The following is an 18,484-nucleotide window of genomic DNA, read 5'->3' as shown; positions in this document are numbered from 1 at the left end:
GGCGATTTGGCAACAGGATATTGAGGATATGGGTTCAATTTGCACCAGTCTTTGCCGTTTCGGTCAAAGCGCGAAAACAGGCGGGCGGGAGGATTTGAACAGGTCCAACAGGTTCTGTACGGTGTGCGCCAGTGAAGAAATTGGATACAAGACCCTATGAAACCGAACTTTCTGGCCGCGACGCTTTTGGCATTTTGGGCTCTGTTGTTAGCGTTTCCAGCAAGTGTGGCGGCGCAGACCTCGCTGATACCGGGCTATAGTTCGGGCTCCGCAACAGAAGAGACTACAACCAACGACAGTGATCTCGCCGACGCGATCCGCACCGCCACCGAGGCTGGTGCCAGTGTGATCGTAATAGACAGTTCTGGCAATCTGGTCTCAGCCTCAGGCGAGCAGCCCGAAGCGGAATCGGCTGAGGCTGACCCCATGGCTGAGGCCTCGCAACTGATGCGCACGCAGGCGCGGTTCACCAAGTTCCGTGAATCAGTTCAGTCACGCCTTGAGGCACTGCCCTATTCGGTGTTCGAAGTGGAGTATATCCTGCGTCAGACCAGCCCGGATGGTCGTATCCAGACTTATGTCGAGGTTCTGGGCTGGAACATCCTTTTCCTGCTGCTAGGGCGGTGGCTCTCAACCGAGATCTACGGCAAACGGATCGCCAAGCGCTGGGTCGTGGCGCGGATCAAGGAGAACCCGCAGGGCTATCGCGAGAAGATGCCGTTTCTCGTGTACCGCTTCGTGATGGGGATCGGCGGCACGATCTTTGCCATGTTGATGGCATTGATCGTGGGCTATCTGTTCTTTGGCGAGGCCGAAGATATCTCGATCCAGTTTACCGTGACCGCGATCTTCACGGCCTTTTTCCTGTCCCGCACGATCTCGGACCTGTGGCGAATGGTGCTGTCACCTTACCTGAGCCAGTATCGCCTGCCGCCCTTCTCGGACCGCCACGCCAAGCGGCTGTATATCTGGGCATCGGCGGTGGCGACCTATGACGTTTCGGTCGTTCTGTTTTCGACCTGGGTGGCGGATTTCGGTCTGAACTACAACGTCTACGCCTTGGTCTACGGGTGCTTGACCCTGTTCGGGGCCTTCTTGAATATTCTGATGATCCTGTTCAATGCCGGGGCCATTTCAAATGCGATCCGGGGCGGGCGGGCACCGTCTCAAGTCTCGTGGATTCTGCGCTTCATCTCATTTGCTTGGGCTCCGGTGCTGATCCTGTACATCGTGTTCAGCTGGTCGAAGCTGGCCGTGGATCTGGTGCTTGAGAATGAAAACTCGGTCCCGATTGTTGCCAGCAGCTATGCGATCTTCATGTCGGTTGTCGTGGCATATGGCGCGATGAACTATCTGCTGGAGCGCTATTTCGATCGCAACCGCAAGATTGAACAGATCAACGCCGAGGCAGAGATCGAGGCAGAGGCACCCTCGCCCGAGGCGGTACAACGCAAACACGCCATTCTGACCTATGAGGATCTGGCCCGCCGGGTTGCTGGCATACTGGCCTTTGTCGTGGGCAGCTACGCGCTGGTGGTGATCTGGAACCCTGACGCCAGCTGGAGCGAGGATCTGCCGATCGGGCGCGCGCTGGACGTGATGGTTATCCTGTTCATCGGTTACATCCTGTTCAATTTTTTCCGCATCTGGATCGACAGCAAAATCGCCGAAGAGTCTGATGATGGCTCCGAGGCCGAGTTGGGCGATGAAGGCGGCGAAGGCGGTCAGAGCCGCTTGGCCACCTTGCTGCCTTTGTTCCGCGGGGCGATCCTGGCGGTCGTTGTCGTGACGATTGTGCTGATCGTACTGATGGAGCTGGGCATCAACGTCAGCCCTCTGTTCGCAGGTGCCGGTGTGGTAGGTCTGGCTGTCGGGTTCGGGTCGCAGACCTTGGTGCGCGACATCTTCTCGGGCGCCTTCTTCCTGTTGGATGATGCGTTCCGCAAAGGGGAATACATCGACATTGGGGATGTGAAGGGAACGGTCGAGAAAATCTCGGTCCGCTCGTTCCAACTGCGCCACCATCTGGGGGCGCTGAACACTATCCCCTTTGGGGAGATCAAGGTTCTGACCAACTATTCGCGTGACTGGGTGATCATGAAGCTGCCTCTGCGTGTGACTTATGACACGGATGTCGAGAAGGTACGGAAACTGATCAAGAAACTAGGTCAGGAGTTGCTGAGCGATCCGGTAATCGGCGACAACTTCATCCAGCCCTTGAAGTCGCAGGGCGTGATCGAGATGCAGGATTCGGCGATGATCATCCGGGTCAAATTCATGACCAAGCCGGGCGATCAGTGGTTGGTGCGCAAGAAGGTGTATCAAGATATTCGAGAGCTGTTCGCCCGCGAAGGCATCAAGTTTGCCCATCGTGAAGTAACCGTTCGTCTTGCCGATGGCAAAGAGGCCGAAGATCTGACCCCGAAACAGCGCGAGGCAGTGACTGGCGCGGTACAAGCGGCGATTGATGAGGACTATCTGGACGATATCGGACCGGGCGGTGACGACCGCTAAGACGGTTCGCCCGCCCCTTTGGGCTGCGTCTCTGACGAGACGCCTTCCATAGCGTTGGGCCGGGCCGCGCGTGCCGCGCGGCGGTTGGAGCGTCAGGACCAGGTTGGCTCGGATGTGCCCAGTTGTGGGGCGGGCAGGTCCCACCTCATCACCGTCTGACCAATGGTCAGTGCGGGTTTTAGCCGGTGGCCAGGGCCCCATCCGGACTGTTCGGTTTCTTCGCCATAGTCGGATTGGTTGGCCGTGATCGCGTCTTGCCCTGTATCGGTTTTGCCAAGAATGGCTAGCAACTCGGCGGTGCGCGCCAAAGACAGATGGGCGTGCATGATTGAATTTCCCGAGGCTGCCTCGGCCAGTGCAGAAAGAACTGCGGCTGCCATCAGGTATCCGGTCGCATGGTCCAGAGCCTGAACTGGCAGCGGGGTGGGTTTGTCGGCGTTGGCCCATTCCATCCCCGCATGGGCAATGCCTGCGCTCATCTGAACGAGACTGTCGAACCCTCTGCGTGTGGCCCAAGGGCCCTGCCAGCCATAGGCGTCCAGAGTGACCTCGACCCGGTTGGGGTCCAGTTCGTCACGCTTTGCTTTACTAAGCCCCAGAGCCTCAAGCGCGCCGGGGCGGTACCCGTGGATGAATACATCAGCTTGTGACAGCAGGTCTTGCAGGTGGGTCAGGCCCTCGGTCGACTTCAGGTCCAGATAGGCGCAGCGTTTGCCCAGCGAGATGTCGGGAATAACGCCCGGCTCATCCCAGCCCGGAGGGTCGATGCGCAGCACAACCGCGCCTAATCCGGCCAATGTGCGGGTTGAGATGGGGCCCGCCAGAACGCGGGTCAGGTCTAGGACGCGCAAGCCGGCAAGCGGGCGTCCGGCTGTTGCAGCCGGACGATCTCGCAGAGTGATCCGACGTGGATTCTGCCAACTGATCAATGGATCACGGCTGACGGCGCGGCCTTGGGGGTGTTCCAACCATTCGGCGCGGCTGCGCATGGCGGCTGCGACGCCGCCCTCGGCCACAACAGCGCTTTCGAGATCAGCGATAGCCCAGCTGCGCAGGGCCTGAGAAACCGCTTCTCGGTCTGCTTGCGTGCCCAGAACATTCAGGGCGGCAGTGCGGTGGTGGGGCAGGTTTGTGTGCAACCTAATCCAGCCGTCAGACGCGCGGTAGTCGCCTGCGATGGCGTCCCACAGGCTGGGCATCTCCCAGCCATCGGGCTTGAAGGAATAGCGATACCAGAGCGAAGCGAGGCGGTGATCCACCGTGATCTCTGGCGCGGTTGGTGACAGGTTTGCGGCGGCCATATATCGGGCTAGCTCCTGACCTACCGCTGCGAAGCTGGCGGTCGCGAGCTCGGAGACGGCAAAGGCGCTGGGCAGGGTTCCCTCGCCGCTAGTGCGATAGCTGTCGGCCGCCGGAAGAGAGGACAGCAGGCTCATTGCTGATAGGGGTCCAGACTGTCGCGCAACCCGTCGCCGAGGAAGTTGAAGGCCAGAACGACGACGATGATGGGAAGCATCGGAATGGCCGTCCACGGGTAAATCTCGATCGAGGCGAGGTTCTGCGCGTCGTTCAGCATCACGCCCCAACTGACCGCAGGCGCACGCAGGCCGAGGCCGAGGAAGGACAGCGCGGTTTCACCCAGGATCATTGCGGGAATCGAAAGTGTGGCCGACGCGATCAGGTGAGACATGAAGTTTGGCAACAGGTGCTTGCGGATCACCCGGCCAGAACTTGCGCCCATCATCTCAGCCGCGCGGACGTATTCTTCCTCTCGCAGGGACAGGAATTTGGCGCGGACGGATCGGGCGAGGCCGGGCCAGTCGAGGATACCGAGGATGATCGAGATGATGAAGAAGACCGCGACGGGGCTCCAGTTCGAGGGTACGGCGGCGGACAAGGCAAGCCAGAGCGGCAGTTCGGGTAGGGATCGCAGGACTTCGATCACGCGGTTTATGGTCCAGTCGATGCGCCCTCCGAAATACCCGGCCATCGAGCCGAAGAGGATACCAAGGAAGAACGACACCGAGATGCCGATCAGGCCGACGGTCAGCGACAGCTGCGCGCCATAGAGGATGCGGCTGAAGATATCGCGGCCCAGCCGGTCCGAGCCCCATAAGAACAGTGTCGCGCCATCAGGGGCACAGAACAGATGCGTGTCCGAGGGGATGAACCCGGCCAAGCGATACTCAGACCCTTCACAGAAGAACTTGATCGGACGAGGATCCTCGGTGTCTGGAACGAACTTCCACTGGAAGGTCTCAAGATCCGCCTCGGCCGTGATGGGGTAGACATAGGGCCCGATGAATTCGCCCTCGTGGAACCAGTTAATTGACTGGGGCGGGGCGTAGAGGTGCTCTCCGTTCCGGTCATTGGGGCCGTAGGGGGCGATGAAGCCTGCAAAGGGCAGCATCAGGTAGCACAGCAGCAGAAAGACGCCCGAAATCAAACCCAGCTTGTGCGTGCGGAACTTGCGCCAGACCAAAACCCAGTTCGGAGCGTCCAGATCGGCACGCTCGAGTTGCTGGACAGAGGCCTGCGGGTCGAACGGTGCGTCATCGACATAGCGATCATCGGGTCGTTGGGTCATGCGTCTCGCCCCTCATACCGAATGCGCGGATCGAGCATGACCAGCAGGATGTCCGAGATCATGGTGCCGATCAGGGTCAGCAGGGCCACGAACATCAGGATGAATGCCGATAGGAACTGGTCCTGCGTTTTCAGTGCCGTCAGCAGGGTTGGCCCGATCGTCTGCAGGCCCAACACGACCGACACCAGAACCGAACCAGACACCATCGAGGGCAGCAGGTTCCCGATGTCGGCGACGAACGGGTTGAAGGCTACTCGCAACGGATACTTGGTCAGCATCCGCGATGGGGCCATGCCCTTGGCAACGGCTGTCTCAACATAGGGCTTGCCCAGCTCGTCCAGCATGTTCGCGCGCAGGCGCTGCATCATGGCCGACGCGCCTGAGGTGCCGATGACAAAGGTCGGCACGATCAGGTGGACAAGGATGGATTTCAGCTTGTCCCAACTCATCGGTTCGCCTTCGAATTTTGGGTCCATCAGGCCGCCGATGGGCAGGTTGAAATACTGATGACCGTAGTAGAACAGGATCAGCGCCAGCAAAAAGTTCGGCGTGGCCAGACCCAGATAGCCGACAAAGGCGGAGGTATAGTCGATCCACGTTCGCGACCGCGCAGCGGCGATCACGCCCAATGGTAGGGCGACGGCGTAAACGAACAGGATCGCGGCCAGATTGACCACAACCGTCAGCCAAAGCGTATCACCCACGATATCCGAGACGGGACGGTCGAACTCAAACGACCAGCCGTAATTGCCTTGCAGGAGACCTTCGAAGCCGTGGGGGCCGGGCCAGAAGCCCATCCAGATCAGGTATTGCTCCCACATGGGACGATCCAAGGCGTATTCTGCCCGCAGAAACTCGGCCTTGGCGACACCGGCGGACTGGCCTGAGGCCTGAAGCTCGGCGATCTGATTGCTCAGATAGTCGCCGGGCGGCAGGTTGATGATGACAAATATCAGAACCGAGACCACCAACAGTGTCAGCAGCATCGTGAAGAAGCGATAGACCGCATAGCGCAGCATGATCATTTAGCTGCTCCTGCTCAGTCGACCAAAAAGAACTCATCCGGGCGATGGACGCCGAAATGCGCGCCGGGTTCCCACGCCCACATGGCCTGCTCGGGGACATTGCGTAAACGGTTCGATACGACAATGGGCTGCGGTGCGCCGTTCAGAATGCCGATCGCGTATAGCTGGTCGGCGTGGATTTCCAACATCTCGGTCCAGACGGCAGCGCGCTGTTCATCCGTTGTCGCGGTCTCCCAGTCATGGACCAAAGTCATCAGGCGCTCAGCCTCGGGCATGTCGGGTGCCTCACCTACTTCGCCGCCGGTCTGATAATACTGTCCCCATTTTGGCCAGGCGAGAAACACCTGATCCGTCGGAGCCAGATAGGCAGGGGAGGTGTGGATTTGGGGCAGCCCGTCATCCCAGCCGAACCAGACCGAAGCCATCGTGTTGCCCGCGAACACCCGGTTACGCAGGATATCGCGATCCAGCGGGCGCATCACAAGATCGACGCCAATCTCGCGCCATGTGTCGGTGACGATCTGCAGGGCGTTTTCGACCTCCTGCCGCTCACCAGCGGTTTCGATGATCAACTCCATCGGGCGGCCGTCGGGCAGCAGCCGAATGCCGTTCTTGTCGCGCTCGTTCAGCCCAGCCTCGTCCAGCAGGGCGTTCGCCAGATCGGGATCATACTGGGCCCAGGCCTGGGCGTTTTCCTCGCTGTAGAAGGGGGAGGCGGGCAGAACCGCCATTGCGCCCGGTTTTGCCAGTTTGAAATAGAGCGCCTGGTTGATCGTCTTGCGATCAATCCCCAAAGACAGGGCGCGGCGCACGCGCACGTCTCGCATTACGTCCCGCCAAACCTCATCCGCGTAGTTCAGGTTCGGATAGATTGCGATCTGTGAGGCCACGCCGGTTTTCCAGAGCAATGTCTTATAGTTGCCAACCGCCTCACCCTTTTTCAGGATCGATGCATCGCGGAAGGCCAGACCACGCCCCTGCAGGTCGGTCTCGCCCGCATTGGTCTTTGCGGCCACCAGTCCGGGGGCCACGATCTCCATCTCGACGACGTCGATATAGGGCAGTTGCACCCCTTTGGAGTCGATACGGTGGTAGTACGGATTGCGGACGAAATTGTGGCGGATTTTCTTGCCCGAGCTTGCGTTCAGCCAGGGTTGAAGCGTGGGCAGCTTGTGGTTGTCGAACTTGTAGAGGTTGTCGAGTTTGTTGTGCAGGGCCGCCCAGCTTTTGACGCGGGCATCATCGACCTGCGCGGCCAGATCCTCAGGATCAACATAGTTTTCGTGATACTGTTTCAGAAAGGCCGATGGGCGGTAGATGAAGGGCGGGCGGGCCTGTGCCAGCGTTTGCAGGAAATCCGGGTTCGGATCATCCCATTCGTAGATCACGGTTGTCTCATCCGGAAAAGAGACAGTCGGGGCCTTGCCCTCGACGATCAGAAAATCGGGTGGACCAGAGGGGCTGAGCAATTCGTTGTTGGCGACATCTTCCCACCAGTACCGGAAATCTTCGGACGTAAACGGTGAGCCATCCGACCATTTGTGCCCTTCGCGCAAGTGCAGAGTGAACTTGCGGTTCCCTTCATTGTCGAACGAGGCCAAAATGTCGGGTACGATATTGTAATCACCGTCAAAACCAACCAACCGGGCGTAACCGTAGACGACCATCTGGCGGATATCCTTGGACCGGGTCACCATGGTCCGCATTGTGCCGCCGGGGGTGCCGAATTCACGGCCCTTCGCGGCCAGATCCACTACCAGAGGGTCTTTGGGTAAGCGTTCCGAAACCGGCGGCAAATCGCCCGCATTCACCTCAGCCGACCAAAAGCTGCTCTCTTGCGGTACTGGCACATCGCCCAGTGCAGGCAGCGTCCAGCCAAAGGCCAGAGTGGCGGCCAGGATCAGAGGGCGAGTGGTCTTAAACATGGCAACGTACCTTATGGCCCGGTTCCAATTCCACCAGCGAAGGTATCACGGTGTCCGAGAAACGAAAGGCCTCATCCCAACTGTCCGGCGCGCCGGCACCCAGAGAGACCATTTGCAAGTCAATCGGGCGGTTAATGTCGGGTTCTGGTTGAGCGGCAATCAACGCCTTGGTGTATGGATGGCGCGGATTGTAGAAGAGTGTTTCGGGCGGGGCTTGTTCGACAATCAGCCCCCGACGCATCACGGCAACTTCGTCAGCGATACGGGCCACGACCGCAAGGTCGTGAGAGATGAAGAAATAGGACAGGTTCAGGCTGTCCTGCAGGTTTTCCAAAAGTGTCAGGATTTGTTCCTGAACCGACACATCCAGCGCCGAGGTTGGCTCGTCACAGACAATCAACTGCGGGTCCAGCATCATGGCGCGGGCGATGGACAGGCGCTGTCTCTGCCCGCCGGAAAACGCATGCGGATAGCGTTTCAGCATGTCCGCGTTCAGCCCCACACGCTGCAACATCTCGGCGGCCTTATCGCGTTGTTCCGAGACCGAACCGATGCGGTGGATTTCCAGCGGCTCAGTCATCGCATCCTGTATGCGCATCCGTGGACTGAGTGAGCTGTAGGGATCCTGAAACACCATCTGCGCTTTGCGTTGAAACGCAGTGCGCTGGGCGCGGGTCATCTGGTGGACTGGGATGGGGTCTTCGTCTTGGGCGGTAGAGAACAGAACCGCTCCGCCTGGGTCGGGCAGTTCGGCGCCAAGGGCAATCCGGGCGGCGGTGGTCTTGCCCGAGCCGCTTTCTCCGACAATCGCCAGTGTCTTTCCACGTGCAAGCTTCAGGTCGACGCTGCGACAGGCATGGATCTGTTTGTCCGCCTGCCAACCCTTGCTGGAGCGCATCGTGTAGGTCTTGGAGACGCCTTTCATATGCAGGATCAGGTCTTCGTCCGGCATCGGAATGCCGACGGCGTCCTGATCTGGAATGGCCGGGGCCGCATCGAACAGTTGTTTGGTATAGGGATGGGCCGGCGCGGTCAGGATGGGGGCGGCGGGGCCTGCCTCCATCACGCGACCTTTGTGCATGACGACGACCTGCTCGGCCATATTCGCAACTACGCCCAGATCGTGCGTGACAAGGATCAGCGCCATCCCGGTTTCGCGCTGAAGTTCCTTGATCAGGCCCAAAACCTGAGCCTGCGTTGTCACATCCAGCGCAGTAGTAGGCTCGTCTGCGATTAGCAGCTCTGGCTTGGAGACCATCGCCATGGCGATCATAGCGCGCTGGCGCATACCACCCGACAGCTCGAACGGATAAGAGTCATAAGCCCGCTGAGGGTCTGGAAAGCCCACGCGTTCAAACTGGGTCAGGACTTCCTTACGGGCCTGCGCCTCGGACGCGCCGCGATGCAGCCAGAGGACCTCGCTGACCTGATTGCCGATCTTGTGCAGTGGCGACAAAGAGCGCATCGGCTCCTGAAAGATCATCGAGACGCGGTTGCCGCGAATGCTGCGCATCTCCCGCTCGTTGATTTGCGTCAGGTCGGCCTGGCCCTTGGAATCATTCAGAATAATCGAGCCGCTGCGAATCTGCGCTACGCGGGGCAGGATACGCAACACGGCTCGGCAGGAGATTGTTTTGCCCGAACCCGACTCACCCACCAATGCTAGTGTCTGTCCGGCCTCCACGTCGAAATTCACGTCTCGCACGACTGAATCCGCCGTGCCGAAACCGATGCTGAGATCTCTGACAGACAACAACGCAGTCATTCGGGTTTTCCACCCGTTTGGCCGTAGATGAGCATCGGCTTTTTATTCTCCCCGTTTTTTGACTTACTGTCGCGCGGTTTCACCCGACTCGTCAAACCCGTTCTTAGGCTGAAATGTCGCGGGAATGTGAAACTTTTGCCTCTACAACTACACAAACAGTTGAGTTTTTGCCATCACGTTTGTGACCAGCACCATTTAAGCTGGCGATGAGTATCAAAGAGAGAATCCCCTGTGTCCGAAAACCAAAGCCGACTTGATCTGTTTATTGACCGCATGGTGTCGCAACGCGCCTGCCTGGATTTTGCAATCGAGCAGACAAGAGGCATGTCCGGGCCGGTGTTCGAGCTGGGCCTGGGTAACGGTCGAACCTACCACCACATGATCCAGTACATTCAGAATCGCCCAGTTTTCGTGTTCGAACGCGCGGTGGCTTCACATCCCGACTCAACCCCGCCCGAGGGTCGGGTGATTTTGGGCGATGTGCGGGACACTCTGCCAGCCTCTGTGGATCGGTTTGGTGCGACGGCCAGCCTGATCCATGCAGATCTGGGTGGGCACAATCGCGAAAAGAACGACGCCTTCGCGCGGTTTGTTTCGCCTTTGATTGAACCGCTTCTGGCGCCGGGTGGCCTGATGGTTTCCAGTGATCGAATGTATTTCAATGCGCTGACTGAATTGCCCTTGCCCGAGGGTGCGGTCGAGGGGCGCTGTTTTATCTACCGGCGGTGACGCCTTAGGCGCGTCCGGGTCCACCAAAAGGCTAAGCAAACCGGAGGAACGCAATGCAGGCCATCCTGACGCTGAACGCGGGAAGTTCGACCATCAAATTCGGAGTTTACCGCGCCGAAGCTGAACCCGAGTTGCTTTGGCACGGGCAGGTGGACAATCTGGGACCGGTCGCCCAATTGCAAATCAACGGCGACGGGTTTCATGAGACACGTGAGATCGGGCCTGCCGACCATGCGGCCGGGGTCACGGCGATCTTGCTGGCCCTTGAGCCTCTGCTTGAGTCGGATCTAATCGTCGGTGTAGGCCACCGCATTGTCCACGGCGGACAAACTTTTGAAGGGCCCACGGTTCTTGATAATCACGTGCTGGCCCAACTTGAAACGCTCTCGTCACTGGCCCCGTTGCATCAGCCTCACAATCTGGCGGCCGTCCGCGCTGCGCGAACGGCTTTCCCGGGTGCGCAACAGATTGGGTGTTTTGACACCTCTTTTCATGTCGGCCATCCGTTTGTAAACGATGCCTTTGCCATTCCGCGCCGCTTCTACGAGAAAGGCGTTCGGCGCTATGGGTTCCACGGACTGTCCTACGACTACATTACCGGCAAGATGGCTGAGGATTTCCCGGATCTGGCCGCAGGCCGGGTGGTTATCGCTCATCTGGGCAACGGGGCGTCGATGTGCGCTGTGGCCAACGGAAAGAGTATCGGCTCAACCATGGGTTTTTCCGCGCTTGATGGGCTCCCGATGGGGACCCGTTGTGGTCAGCTTGATCCCGGCGTGTTGCTTTATCTGATGGAGCAAGGTCACTCTGTCGAGGCGATCACGCATATCCTCTACAAGAAAAGTGGCCTGCTAGGCCTCAGCGGGATCAGCCACGATATGCGCACATTGCTTGAAAGCGATGATCCCCACGCGCGTGAGGCGATAGACTATTATGTCTTCCGGATCAGGCGGGAACTGGGCGCGATGGCGGCCGTCCTGGGTGGGGTGGATGCGGTTGTGTTCTGCGGCGGCATTGGTGAGAACGCCGCGCCTATTCGCCAGAGTGTGCTGGATGGGATGGGATTTCTCAACATCCATCTGGACGCCGAGGCGAACGCCCAAAACGCGACGGTGATTTCAGACGGCGGTATACCCGTGCTTGTGATCCCGACCGACGAAGAACGGGTGATCGCGCGGGCCGTCGCCAAGGCTTTGAGCTAAACACGACAGAGGGAAAACGGATGATCTTTTACGACTGCGCCACCGCTCCGAACCCGCGCCGCGCGCGTATGTTCATTGCCGAAAAAGGTTTGGAGATCGAAACTCGTCAAATCTCGATCGCGGAAGGAGAACAGCTGAGCGATGCTTTTCGCGCCGTTAACCCTCGGGCCACGATCCCTGTGCTGGTGACCGATGAAGGCACGATTCTGACCGAGAACCTTGGGATTGCTGCGTATCTTGAGGCGCAGAGCCCGGAACCCCCATTGATGGGCAAGACGCCGGATGAAAAAGGCAGTGTTCTGATGTGGAACGCAATCGCCGAGCAGCAAGGCGGTCTGCCCATCGCCGAGGCCCTGCGCAACGGCCACCCAGCCTTCAAGGACCGTCCCATTCCTGGACCTGAGAATTATCCGCAAATCCACGAACTTGCGCAACGGGGACGCGACAGGGTGGGGGCGTTCTTCGATTTGCTCGAGGACCATTTGCAGGACAGCCCGTTTTTGGCGGGCGAGCATTTTAGCCTCGCTGATATCACCGGGTTTGTCTTCGTCGATTTCGCCCGTGTGATCAAAATGCGTATCCCGGAAGCTAATACCGCGACTCACGCCTGGTTCGACAGGATCAAATCCCGGCCCAGCGCCAGCCTTTAATAGGCACCTGAATTGGCTGACACAAGCTTGTGTTCGACACTGTACAGAAATGTCTAGACAGAAGTGAACAGTGCCTCTAGCGTTTCACCCGAGTCGTGCAGCGGAGGGCAGGATGAAATCTCAGTATCGCGTTGTGGTCATCGGGGGCGGTGTCGTTGGGGCCTCGGTCCTGTATCATCTGGCCAAGTTCGGCTGGTCGGACGTCGTCATGTTGGAGCGGCGGAGGCTGGCCTCGGGGTCATCCTGGCACGCGGCGGGTGGTATTCACGCGCTGAACGCAGACCCGAACATGGCGTCCTTGCAGGCCTATACTATTGACTTGCTCAGTGAGATCGAAAAGGAATCGGGCCAGAATATCGGCTTGCACATGACTGGCGGTTTGACGCTGGCTGGCACCCCGGAACGCTGGGAGTGGCTGCAGGCAAACTACCGCATCTTCCAATCCATTGGCATTGACGATTGCGAACTTCTGACCCCGGAAGAGGCGCAGAGGCGTTGCCCGATCATGTCCACCGATGGCGTGTTGGGCGCGATGTGGGCGGATCGCGAGGGCTATATCGACACGACCGGCACGGTGCAGGCCTACGCGACGGCGGCAAAGAAGCGTGGCGCAGAATATTATGAGGAAACCAAGGTCGAAAGCCTGACGCAGACCGCCGATGGCTGGCAAGTCGTAACCGACAAGGGCACAATCACCTGCGAGCATGTGGTGAACGCGGCAGGCCTTTGGGCCAAGCAGGTGGGCCGGATGGCCGGAGTGGAGCTGCCGGTCTCTCCGCTCAAACACCACTACCTGATTACTGATACGGTCCCCGAAGTTGCCGAGGCCGAGTTCGAGATGCCCATGACTGTCGACCTCGAAGGCTTCACCTATATGCGGCAGGATCAGAAGGGCGTTCTGGTCGGGATCTACGAGGTCGACCATGAACACTGGGCCATGGACGGCGCGCCCTGGAACTACGGCGAGGAGCTGTTTCAAGAACAGCTCGACCGCATCGAGAACGAGCTGACGCTGGGCTTTGAGCGCTATCCCTCGATCCAGAATGTCGGCATCAAAACATGGGTCAATGGCGCGTTTACATTCTCTCCTGACGGGAACCCTCTGGTCGGGCCGGTTCCGGGCAAGCGTGGTTACTGGTCGGCTTGCGCCGTGATGGCCGGGTTCCTGCAGGGCGGCGGCGTTGGCAAAACTCTGGCCGAGTGGATGATCCATGGCGAGCCCGAGGCCGACGCGTGGCCAATGGACGTCGCCCGCTATGGCGATTTCGCGCAGAACAAACGTTACATCCGCGAAACTACCGGTCAGTTCTACTCGCGCCGTTTCGTGATGACCTATCCGAATGAGCAATTGCCCGCCGGACGTCCGCTGAAAATGGCCCCGGCCCATGATGCGATGACCGAGGCCGGGTGCAAATGGGGCGTCAGCTGGGATTTGGAGGTGCCGCTCTATTTCGCGCCCAAAGGGTTCGAGGAAACGCCGACCCTCAAGCGGTCGAACGCCCATGACATAGTGGCAGAGGAATGCAAGACGCTCCGCGAAGAAGTTGGCCTGTTGGACATCTCGGGCTTCTCGCGGTTCGAAGTGACGGGTCCGAATGCGCAGGCCTGGCTGGACAAGGTCATGGCCTCGAAACTGCCGGGACCGGGGCGCGCCAAGCTGGCTCCGATGCTAGGTGAGACCGGGCGGCTCAAAGGGGACCTGACCGTGCTGAACTGGGGTGACGGAACATGGTGGATCATGGGCAGTTACTACCTTCGTGCGTGGCACATGCGCTGGTTCGACGACCACATGATGGAAGGCGTGACTGTCCGTGATCTGGGCGAGGAATACTGCGGCTTTGCCGTGGTCGGTCCGAAATCACAGACCGTGATCGAGAAGTTAGCGGAACAGGATATCTCGGACCTGAAATTCATGAGCTGCGGAGATTTCGATATCGGTCTGGTCCGCGCCCGCGTCGCCCGCATGTCTGTAACCGGCGAAAAGGGCTATGAGATCAACTGTCGCTATGGCGATCACATCAAGCTGCGCCGGATGCTGTTGGAGGCTGGGGCTGACGAAGGTATCCGCGAGTGCGGGTTTAATGCCATGCTCTCAACCCGGTTGGAGAAGAGTTTCGGAATCTGGTCAGCTGAATTCACCCAAGCCTATACGCCGGGCATGACCGGAATGGATCGCTGGATCGACTGGGACAAGGATTTCGTTGGGAAAGCGGCCGCCTTGGCCGAGCGTGACGGCAATGGCCCGGCTCAGATACAGGTGACGCTTGAGGTCGATGCCGTGGATGCCGACGCCAGCGGGTATGAGCCGATCTGGTCCAATGGCGAGCGCGTGGGTTTTGTCACCTCGGGCGGCTACGGGCACTACACGGGCAAGTCTCTGGCGATGGCACTGATCAATCGCGACAAGGCCGAACTGGGGACGGAGCTGACCGTGCATGTGGTTGGTGTGGAAAGGCCTGCGCGCGTAGTTCCGCCATCTCCTTACGATCCGCAGGGCAAGGCGATGAGGGGCTGATGGTGATCTCGCAGACATCCGAGCGTGGTCGGCGACGGCGCGGGCGGGGTGCAGATGCCCCCCCACCGCCCTCGCGTGATGTGAACTACCGCCAGCTGCGCAACCCTTTCCCGCAGATGGAGGTGTTCCCCGAAGATCAGATCGCGGACATGCACGAGACGGCGCTGCGCGTGTTGCAGGAACTTGGGGTGAAAGTCCTGCTGCCCGAAGCCCGCCGCATCTTTGCCAAGGCAGGTGCGCGTGTGGACGAAGATACTCAGATGGTCTTTGTCGGGCGCGATCTGGTTGAGGCCGCCGTGGCCTCGGCCCCAAAATCCATCGCGTGTCGTGCCGGCGCGCGGGACCGTGACTTTTCGCTAGAACTGGGTTCGCTCGTGTTTCAACCGGGTGCAGGCGCCCCGAACGCAACCGATCTGGAACGGGGCAGGCGACCTGCGTCGGGTGAGGACTACATCGAGTTCCTGAAGCTGACGCATCACTTCGATGTCTTCCAGATGATTTCGCCTCAGGTCGAGCCGCAGGATGTGCCGACCCATCTTCGCCACTATTTCACAACGCAGGCGCAGATGGAGTTGACGGATAAGTTCCCCTTCTTCTTCTCGCGCGGCACCCCACAGGTGTTGGACAGTTTTGAGATGCTGTCTATCGCACGAGGGCTCTCGGATGATGAATTCCGGGGCAACGCGCATTGTTATACGATCATCAACACCAATAGCCCGCGCACGCTGGATATCCCGATGGCGCAGGGGCTGATCGATTTTGCGCGCCATGGTCAGATGTCGATCGTCACACCGTTCACCCTGATGGGGGCGATGGCCCCGATCACGGTCGCGGGGGCCATCACGCTTTCCCATGCCGAGGCTTTGGCGGCCGTGACCCTGACGCAATTGACGAACCCAGGCGCGCCGGTCTGCTACGGAACCTTCACCAGCAACGTCGACATGAAATCCGGCGCTCCGGCCTTTGGGACGCCATCACATTTTCAAGCGTCTTTGGCTGCGGGCCAACTGGCACGGTTCCTGGGCCTGCCATGGCGGTCAGCGGCCGGGTCGGCCTCAAACATCAACGACGTTCAGGCGGCGAATGAAAACCAGTTCGGCCTCTGGGGCTGTTTGATGGCCGGGGCGACGGTGATTATCCACTCGGCGGGCTGGCTTGAAGGCGGGTTGAGCGTATCGTTTGAGAAGATGATCTGCGATGCCGAAGTGCTGAACATGGTAGCTGAACTGTGTGCCGGTGCGCAGGCCGGACAGGCCGAAATCGGCTTTGACACCGCGCTGAGTGAGGTTGACCCCAGCGGGCATTTCTTTGCCTCGTCCCAGACGATGGAGCGCTACAATACCGAATTCTACCAGCCGCATGTCCATGACTACGCCAATTTCGGCACCTGGGCCGAGCGTGGATCTGTCGACGCCAATCAACGTGCAACGGGTGTTTGGAAAGGCATCCTGAATGATTTCAAACCGCCCGTAGGTGATAGTGATCGTCTGGGCGCCTTGCACGATTTCATCGCTAAGCGAACTGCCGAAGGCGGCGCGCCGCCGGAGAGTTGAATGAGCACCAAACCGATCCTGCACCGCGATGACCCCAAGGCCGAGCCTCTGGTCGGCAATATCAAAGTCACGCGAGATGACTGGCTGAATGTGGCGATGGACGTGCTGATCTCGGACGGGGTGGATCAGATTAAGGTCATGAACCTGGCCGAGCGCATGGCCGTTTCCCGCTCGTCTTTCTATTGGTACTTCAAATCGCGGCAGGAACTTCTTGATGCTTTGCTGGCGCGGTGGCAAGCGACCAATACGGCGGCGTTGATCGCGCAGTCCGAGGCCCCAGCCGAAACAATTACCAGTGCGGTCTGCAACGTGCAGCGATGCGTGGTGAATACGGATTTGTTCGACACGGCGCTTGATTTTGCCATCCGGGACTGGGCCCGCAAATCGGGCAAGGTGCGCAATGCGCTGGATCAGTCCGACGCTCGGCGCCTCAAGGCGCTGCACGCGATGTTTGCGCGTTTTGGCTATTCGGACATTGAAGCCGAAACCCGGGCGCGCGTCCTTTACTACATGCAGATCGGGTATGATCTGGCGCAGCTGAACGAGCCGATGGAAACGCGGCTTTCGTTGGTGCCCCACTATCTGCATGCTTTCACAGGGGTTCAGCCTCGGGCCGAGGAAATTGAAGAATTTCGCGCTTATTCCAAGCGCTTTTGGGAAGGAAAGACAGAATGAGCCAACCAGATGCAATCATAATCGGGACAGGCGTCATTGGCGCGGCCATCGCGTTCGAGATGGCCAAGGCCGGATGGAAAACCCTTTCGCTGGACCGCAATACGCAGGTCGGCCATGGCTCGACCGCAGGGTCCTGCGCGATCATCCGTATGCACTACTCGACGTTCGATGGCACGGCTTTCGCGTGGGAGGGGTATCACTATTGGCGCGATTGGGCCGCGTATCTGGGCTTGCCTGCAGATGCCAATCTGGCGCAGTTCCGCGAGACTGGGTGTCTGGTGATGAAAACAGACGCCAACGGGATGCTGGAAAAGCATATGCAAAACAGTGCGGATCTGGACTGCCCGTTCGAGGAATGGTCGCCCGAGACGGTCACGGAACGCCTGCCGGTCTATTCTATGGAAAGCTTCGCCCCCGCCCGCCGGATGGACGACCCGGAGTTCGGACAACCGAATGGGCGCAAAATGCGGGGCGGTGTGTTCTGGCCTCAGGCAGGCTATGTCACCGACCCGGCACTTTCGGCGCAGAACCTGATGGATGCGGCAATCCAGAACGGGGCTGAGCTGCGCACCGGGGCCGAGGTTGTTGAAATCCTGATTGAGGACGGGCGCGTGGCTGGTGTCAAACTGGCTACGGGCGAAGAAATTCGTGCCAAGGTCGTGGTAAACGTGGCGGGGCCGGGATCGGCCATTGTCAACGGCATGGCGGGCGTTCTGGACGACATGACCATCGAAACCCGCCCGCTGCGGCAGGAAGTGGTCCATGTTCCCGCGCCTGAGGGGTTCGATTTCGAAAACAACGGGACCATCGTCTCGGATAGTGACATCGCCTGCTATTGCCGCCCCGAGCATGGCAACCATATCCTCGTGGGGTCCGAGGATCCTGAATGCGATCCGCATCAATGGTGCGAGGATGACAAGACATATAACCGCGATTTCACAGACCAGTGGACGACGCAGGCGATGCGCTATGCGCAGCGGGTGCCGAGCTTAGGTATTCCGTCCAAAACGCGGGGCGTGGTGGACCTCTATGATGCGTCGACCGATTGGATTCCGATCTACGATAAATCCAGCCTGCCGGGGTTTTACATGGCCTGCGGCACCAGCGGGAACCAATACAAGAACGCGCCGATTGCGGGCAAGATGATGACGGCTCTGATCGACTATTGTGAGGGCGGCGCAGATCACGATGCCGAACCGCTGCAGTTCGAACTGCCTTACATCAAGCGCGTGATTGATGTCGGATTCTATTCGCGCAACCGCCCGATCAACGAAGAAAGCAGTTTTTCGGTCTTGGGGTAGTCAGCCTGACAATTGGCCCTAACATCACATAGACGCGAAAAGG

General features: G+C 59.4%; 13 protein-coding genes. 8 read left to right on the top strand and 5 right to left on the bottom strand.

The window, feature by feature from the left end; all coding sequences use genetic code 11:
- The first annotated feature begins 156 nt into the window (after positions 1-156).
- On the top strand, positions 157-2,514 hold the full coding sequence (locus ACXAH8_RS12275) for a mechanosensitive ion channel domain-containing protein (protein ID WP_475218785.1): 2,358 nt from the start codon (positions 157-159) through the stop codon (positions 2,512-2,514).
- Between the two features lie 92 nt (positions 2,515-2,606).
- Here ACXAH8_RS12275 and ACXAH8_RS12270 read toward each other — a convergent pair whose 3' ends face one another.
- From ACXAH8_RS12270 to ACXAH8_RS12250, 5 genes are read right to left on the bottom strand one after another with little or no spacing between them, the layout of a single operon-like run.
- The gene (locus tag ACXAH8_RS12270) at positions 2,607-3,950 is read right to left on the bottom strand and encodes a CoA transferase (RefSeq protein WP_475218783.1); all 1,344 of its coding nucleotides are present in this window, start codon (positions 3,948-3,950) and stop codon (positions 2,607-2,609) included.
- The gene (locus ACXAH8_RS12265) at positions 3,947-5,101 is read right to left on the bottom strand and encodes an ABC transporter permease (protein WP_170477874.1); all 1,155 of its coding nucleotides are present in this window, start codon (positions 5,099-5,101) and stop codon (positions 3,947-3,949) included. Before ACXAH8_RS12265 ends, ACXAH8_RS12270 begins: the two co-directional genes overlap by 4 nt.
- A complete protein-coding gene (locus ACXAH8_RS12260; protein WP_170377562.1) occupies positions 5,098-6,126 on the bottom strand; it encodes an ABC transporter permease in 1,029 nt (342 codons plus the stop codon). Before ACXAH8_RS12260 ends, ACXAH8_RS12265 begins: the two co-directional genes overlap by 4 nt.
- A gap of 14 nt (positions 6,127-6,140) precedes the next feature.
- Positions 6,141-8,051, bottom strand: a complete 1,911-nt coding sequence (locus ACXAH8_RS12255; RefSeq protein WP_475218780.1) for an ABC transporter substrate-binding protein — start codon at positions 8,049-8,051, stop codon at positions 6,141-6,143.
- Positions 8,044-9,816, bottom strand: coding sequence for an ABC transporter ATP-binding protein (locus tag ACXAH8_RS12250; protein ID WP_475218778.1), 1,773 nt, complete (start codon positions 9,814-9,816; stop codon positions 8,044-8,046). Before ACXAH8_RS12250 ends, ACXAH8_RS12255 begins: the two co-directional genes overlap by 8 nt.
- Positions 9,817-10,047: 231 nt before the next feature.
- Here ACXAH8_RS12250 and ACXAH8_RS12245 point away from each other — a divergent pair, with 231 nt between their 5' ends.
- The 7 genes from ACXAH8_RS12245 (at position 10,048) to ACXAH8_RS12215 (ending at position 18,441) form a co-directional block, all read left to right on the top strand.
- A complete protein-coding gene (locus ACXAH8_RS12245; protein ID WP_475218776.1) occupies positions 10,048-10,545 on the top strand; it encodes a class I SAM-dependent methyltransferase in 498 nt (165 codons plus the stop codon).
- A gap of 53 nt (positions 10,546-10,598) precedes the next feature.
- Positions 10,599-11,747 carry an acetate/propionate family kinase gene (locus ACXAH8_RS12240; RefSeq protein WP_475218774.1) on the top strand — a complete coding sequence of 383 codons (1,149 nt, stop codon included), beginning with the start codon at positions 10,599-10,601 and terminating at the stop codon, positions 11,745-11,747.
- A gap of 20 nt (positions 11,748-11,767) precedes the next feature.
- Complete coding sequence (locus ACXAH8_RS12235; RefSeq protein WP_475218772.1) at positions 11,768-12,397, top strand: glutathione S-transferase family protein; 630 nt, start codon at positions 11,768-11,770, stop codon at positions 12,395-12,397.
- A gap of 112 nt (positions 12,398-12,509) precedes the next feature.
- On the top strand, positions 12,510-14,912 hold the full coding sequence (locus ACXAH8_RS12230; RefSeq protein WP_475218770.1) for a GcvT family protein: 2,403 nt from the start codon (positions 12,510-12,512) through the stop codon (positions 14,910-14,912).
- Positions 14,912-16,465 (top strand): trimethylamine methyltransferase family protein, encoded by a 1,554-nt coding sequence (locus tag ACXAH8_RS12225; protein WP_475218768.1) that lies wholly within the window; start codon positions 14,912-14,914, stop codon positions 16,463-16,465. Before ACXAH8_RS12230 ends, ACXAH8_RS12225 begins: the two co-directional genes overlap by 1 nt.
- Complete coding sequence (locus tag ACXAH8_RS12220) at positions 16,466-17,140, top strand: TetR/AcrR family transcriptional regulator (protein ID WP_170719571.1); 675 nt, start codon at positions 16,466-16,468, stop codon at positions 17,138-17,140.
- Complete coding sequence (locus tag ACXAH8_RS12215; RefSeq protein ID WP_475218766.1) at positions 17,137-18,441, top strand: NAD(P)/FAD-dependent oxidoreductase; 1,305 nt, start codon at positions 17,137-17,139, stop codon at positions 18,439-18,441. The genes ACXAH8_RS12220 and ACXAH8_RS12215 overlap by 4 nt, the downstream gene beginning before the upstream one ends.
- Positions 18,442-18,484: the final 43 nt, after the last annotated feature.

Source organism: Ruegeria sp. ABV3_008 (assembly GCF_056161185.1).
Note: the sequence above shows the minus strand (reverse complement) of the source record. Positions and strands in the feature narration are given on the sequence as shown.

Coding starts and splice junctions, on each gene's coding strand:
- ACXAH8_RS12235 (WP_475218772.1), top strand. CDS start 11,768: ATGATCTTTTACGACTGCGCCACCGCTCCGAACCCGCGCCGCGCGCGT.
- ACXAH8_RS12270 (WP_475218783.1), bottom strand. CDS start 3,950: ATGAGCCTGCTGTCCTCTCTTCCGGCGGCCGACAGCTATCGCACTAGC.
- ACXAH8_RS12230 (WP_475218770.1), top strand. CDS start 12,510: ATGAAATCTCAGTATCGCGTTGTGGTCATCGGGGGCGGTGTCGTTGGG.
- ACXAH8_RS12255 (WP_475218780.1), bottom strand. CDS start 8,051: ATGTTTAAGACCACTCGCCCTCTGATCCTGGCCGCCACTCTGGCCTTT.
- ACXAH8_RS12240 (WP_475218774.1), top strand. CDS start 10,599: ATGCAGGCCATCCTGACGCTGAACGCGGGAAGTTCGACCATCAAATTC.
- ACXAH8_RS12275 (WP_475218785.1), top strand. CDS start 157: ATGAAACCGAACTTTCTGGCCGCGACGCTTTTGGCATTTTGGGCTCTG.
- ACXAH8_RS12225 (WP_475218768.1), top strand. CDS start 14,912: ATGGTGATCTCGCAGACATCCGAGCGTGGTCGGCGACGGCGCGGGCGG.
- ACXAH8_RS12265 (WP_170477874.1), bottom strand. CDS start 5,101: ATGACCCAACGACCCGATGATCGCTATGTCGATGACGCACCGTTCGAC.
- ACXAH8_RS12220 (WP_170719571.1), top strand. CDS start 16,466: ATGAGCACCAAACCGATCCTGCACCGCGATGACCCCAAGGCCGAGCCT.
- ACXAH8_RS12260 (WP_170377562.1), bottom strand. CDS start 6,126: ATGATCATGCTGCGCTATGCGGTCTATCGCTTCTTCACGATGCTGCTG.
- ACXAH8_RS12250 (WP_475218778.1), bottom strand. CDS start 9,816: ATGACTGCGTTGTTGTCTGTCAGAGATCTCAGCATCGGTTTCGGCACG.
- ACXAH8_RS12215 (WP_475218766.1), top strand. CDS start 17,137: ATGAGCCAACCAGATGCAATCATAATCGGGACAGGCGTCATTGGCGCG.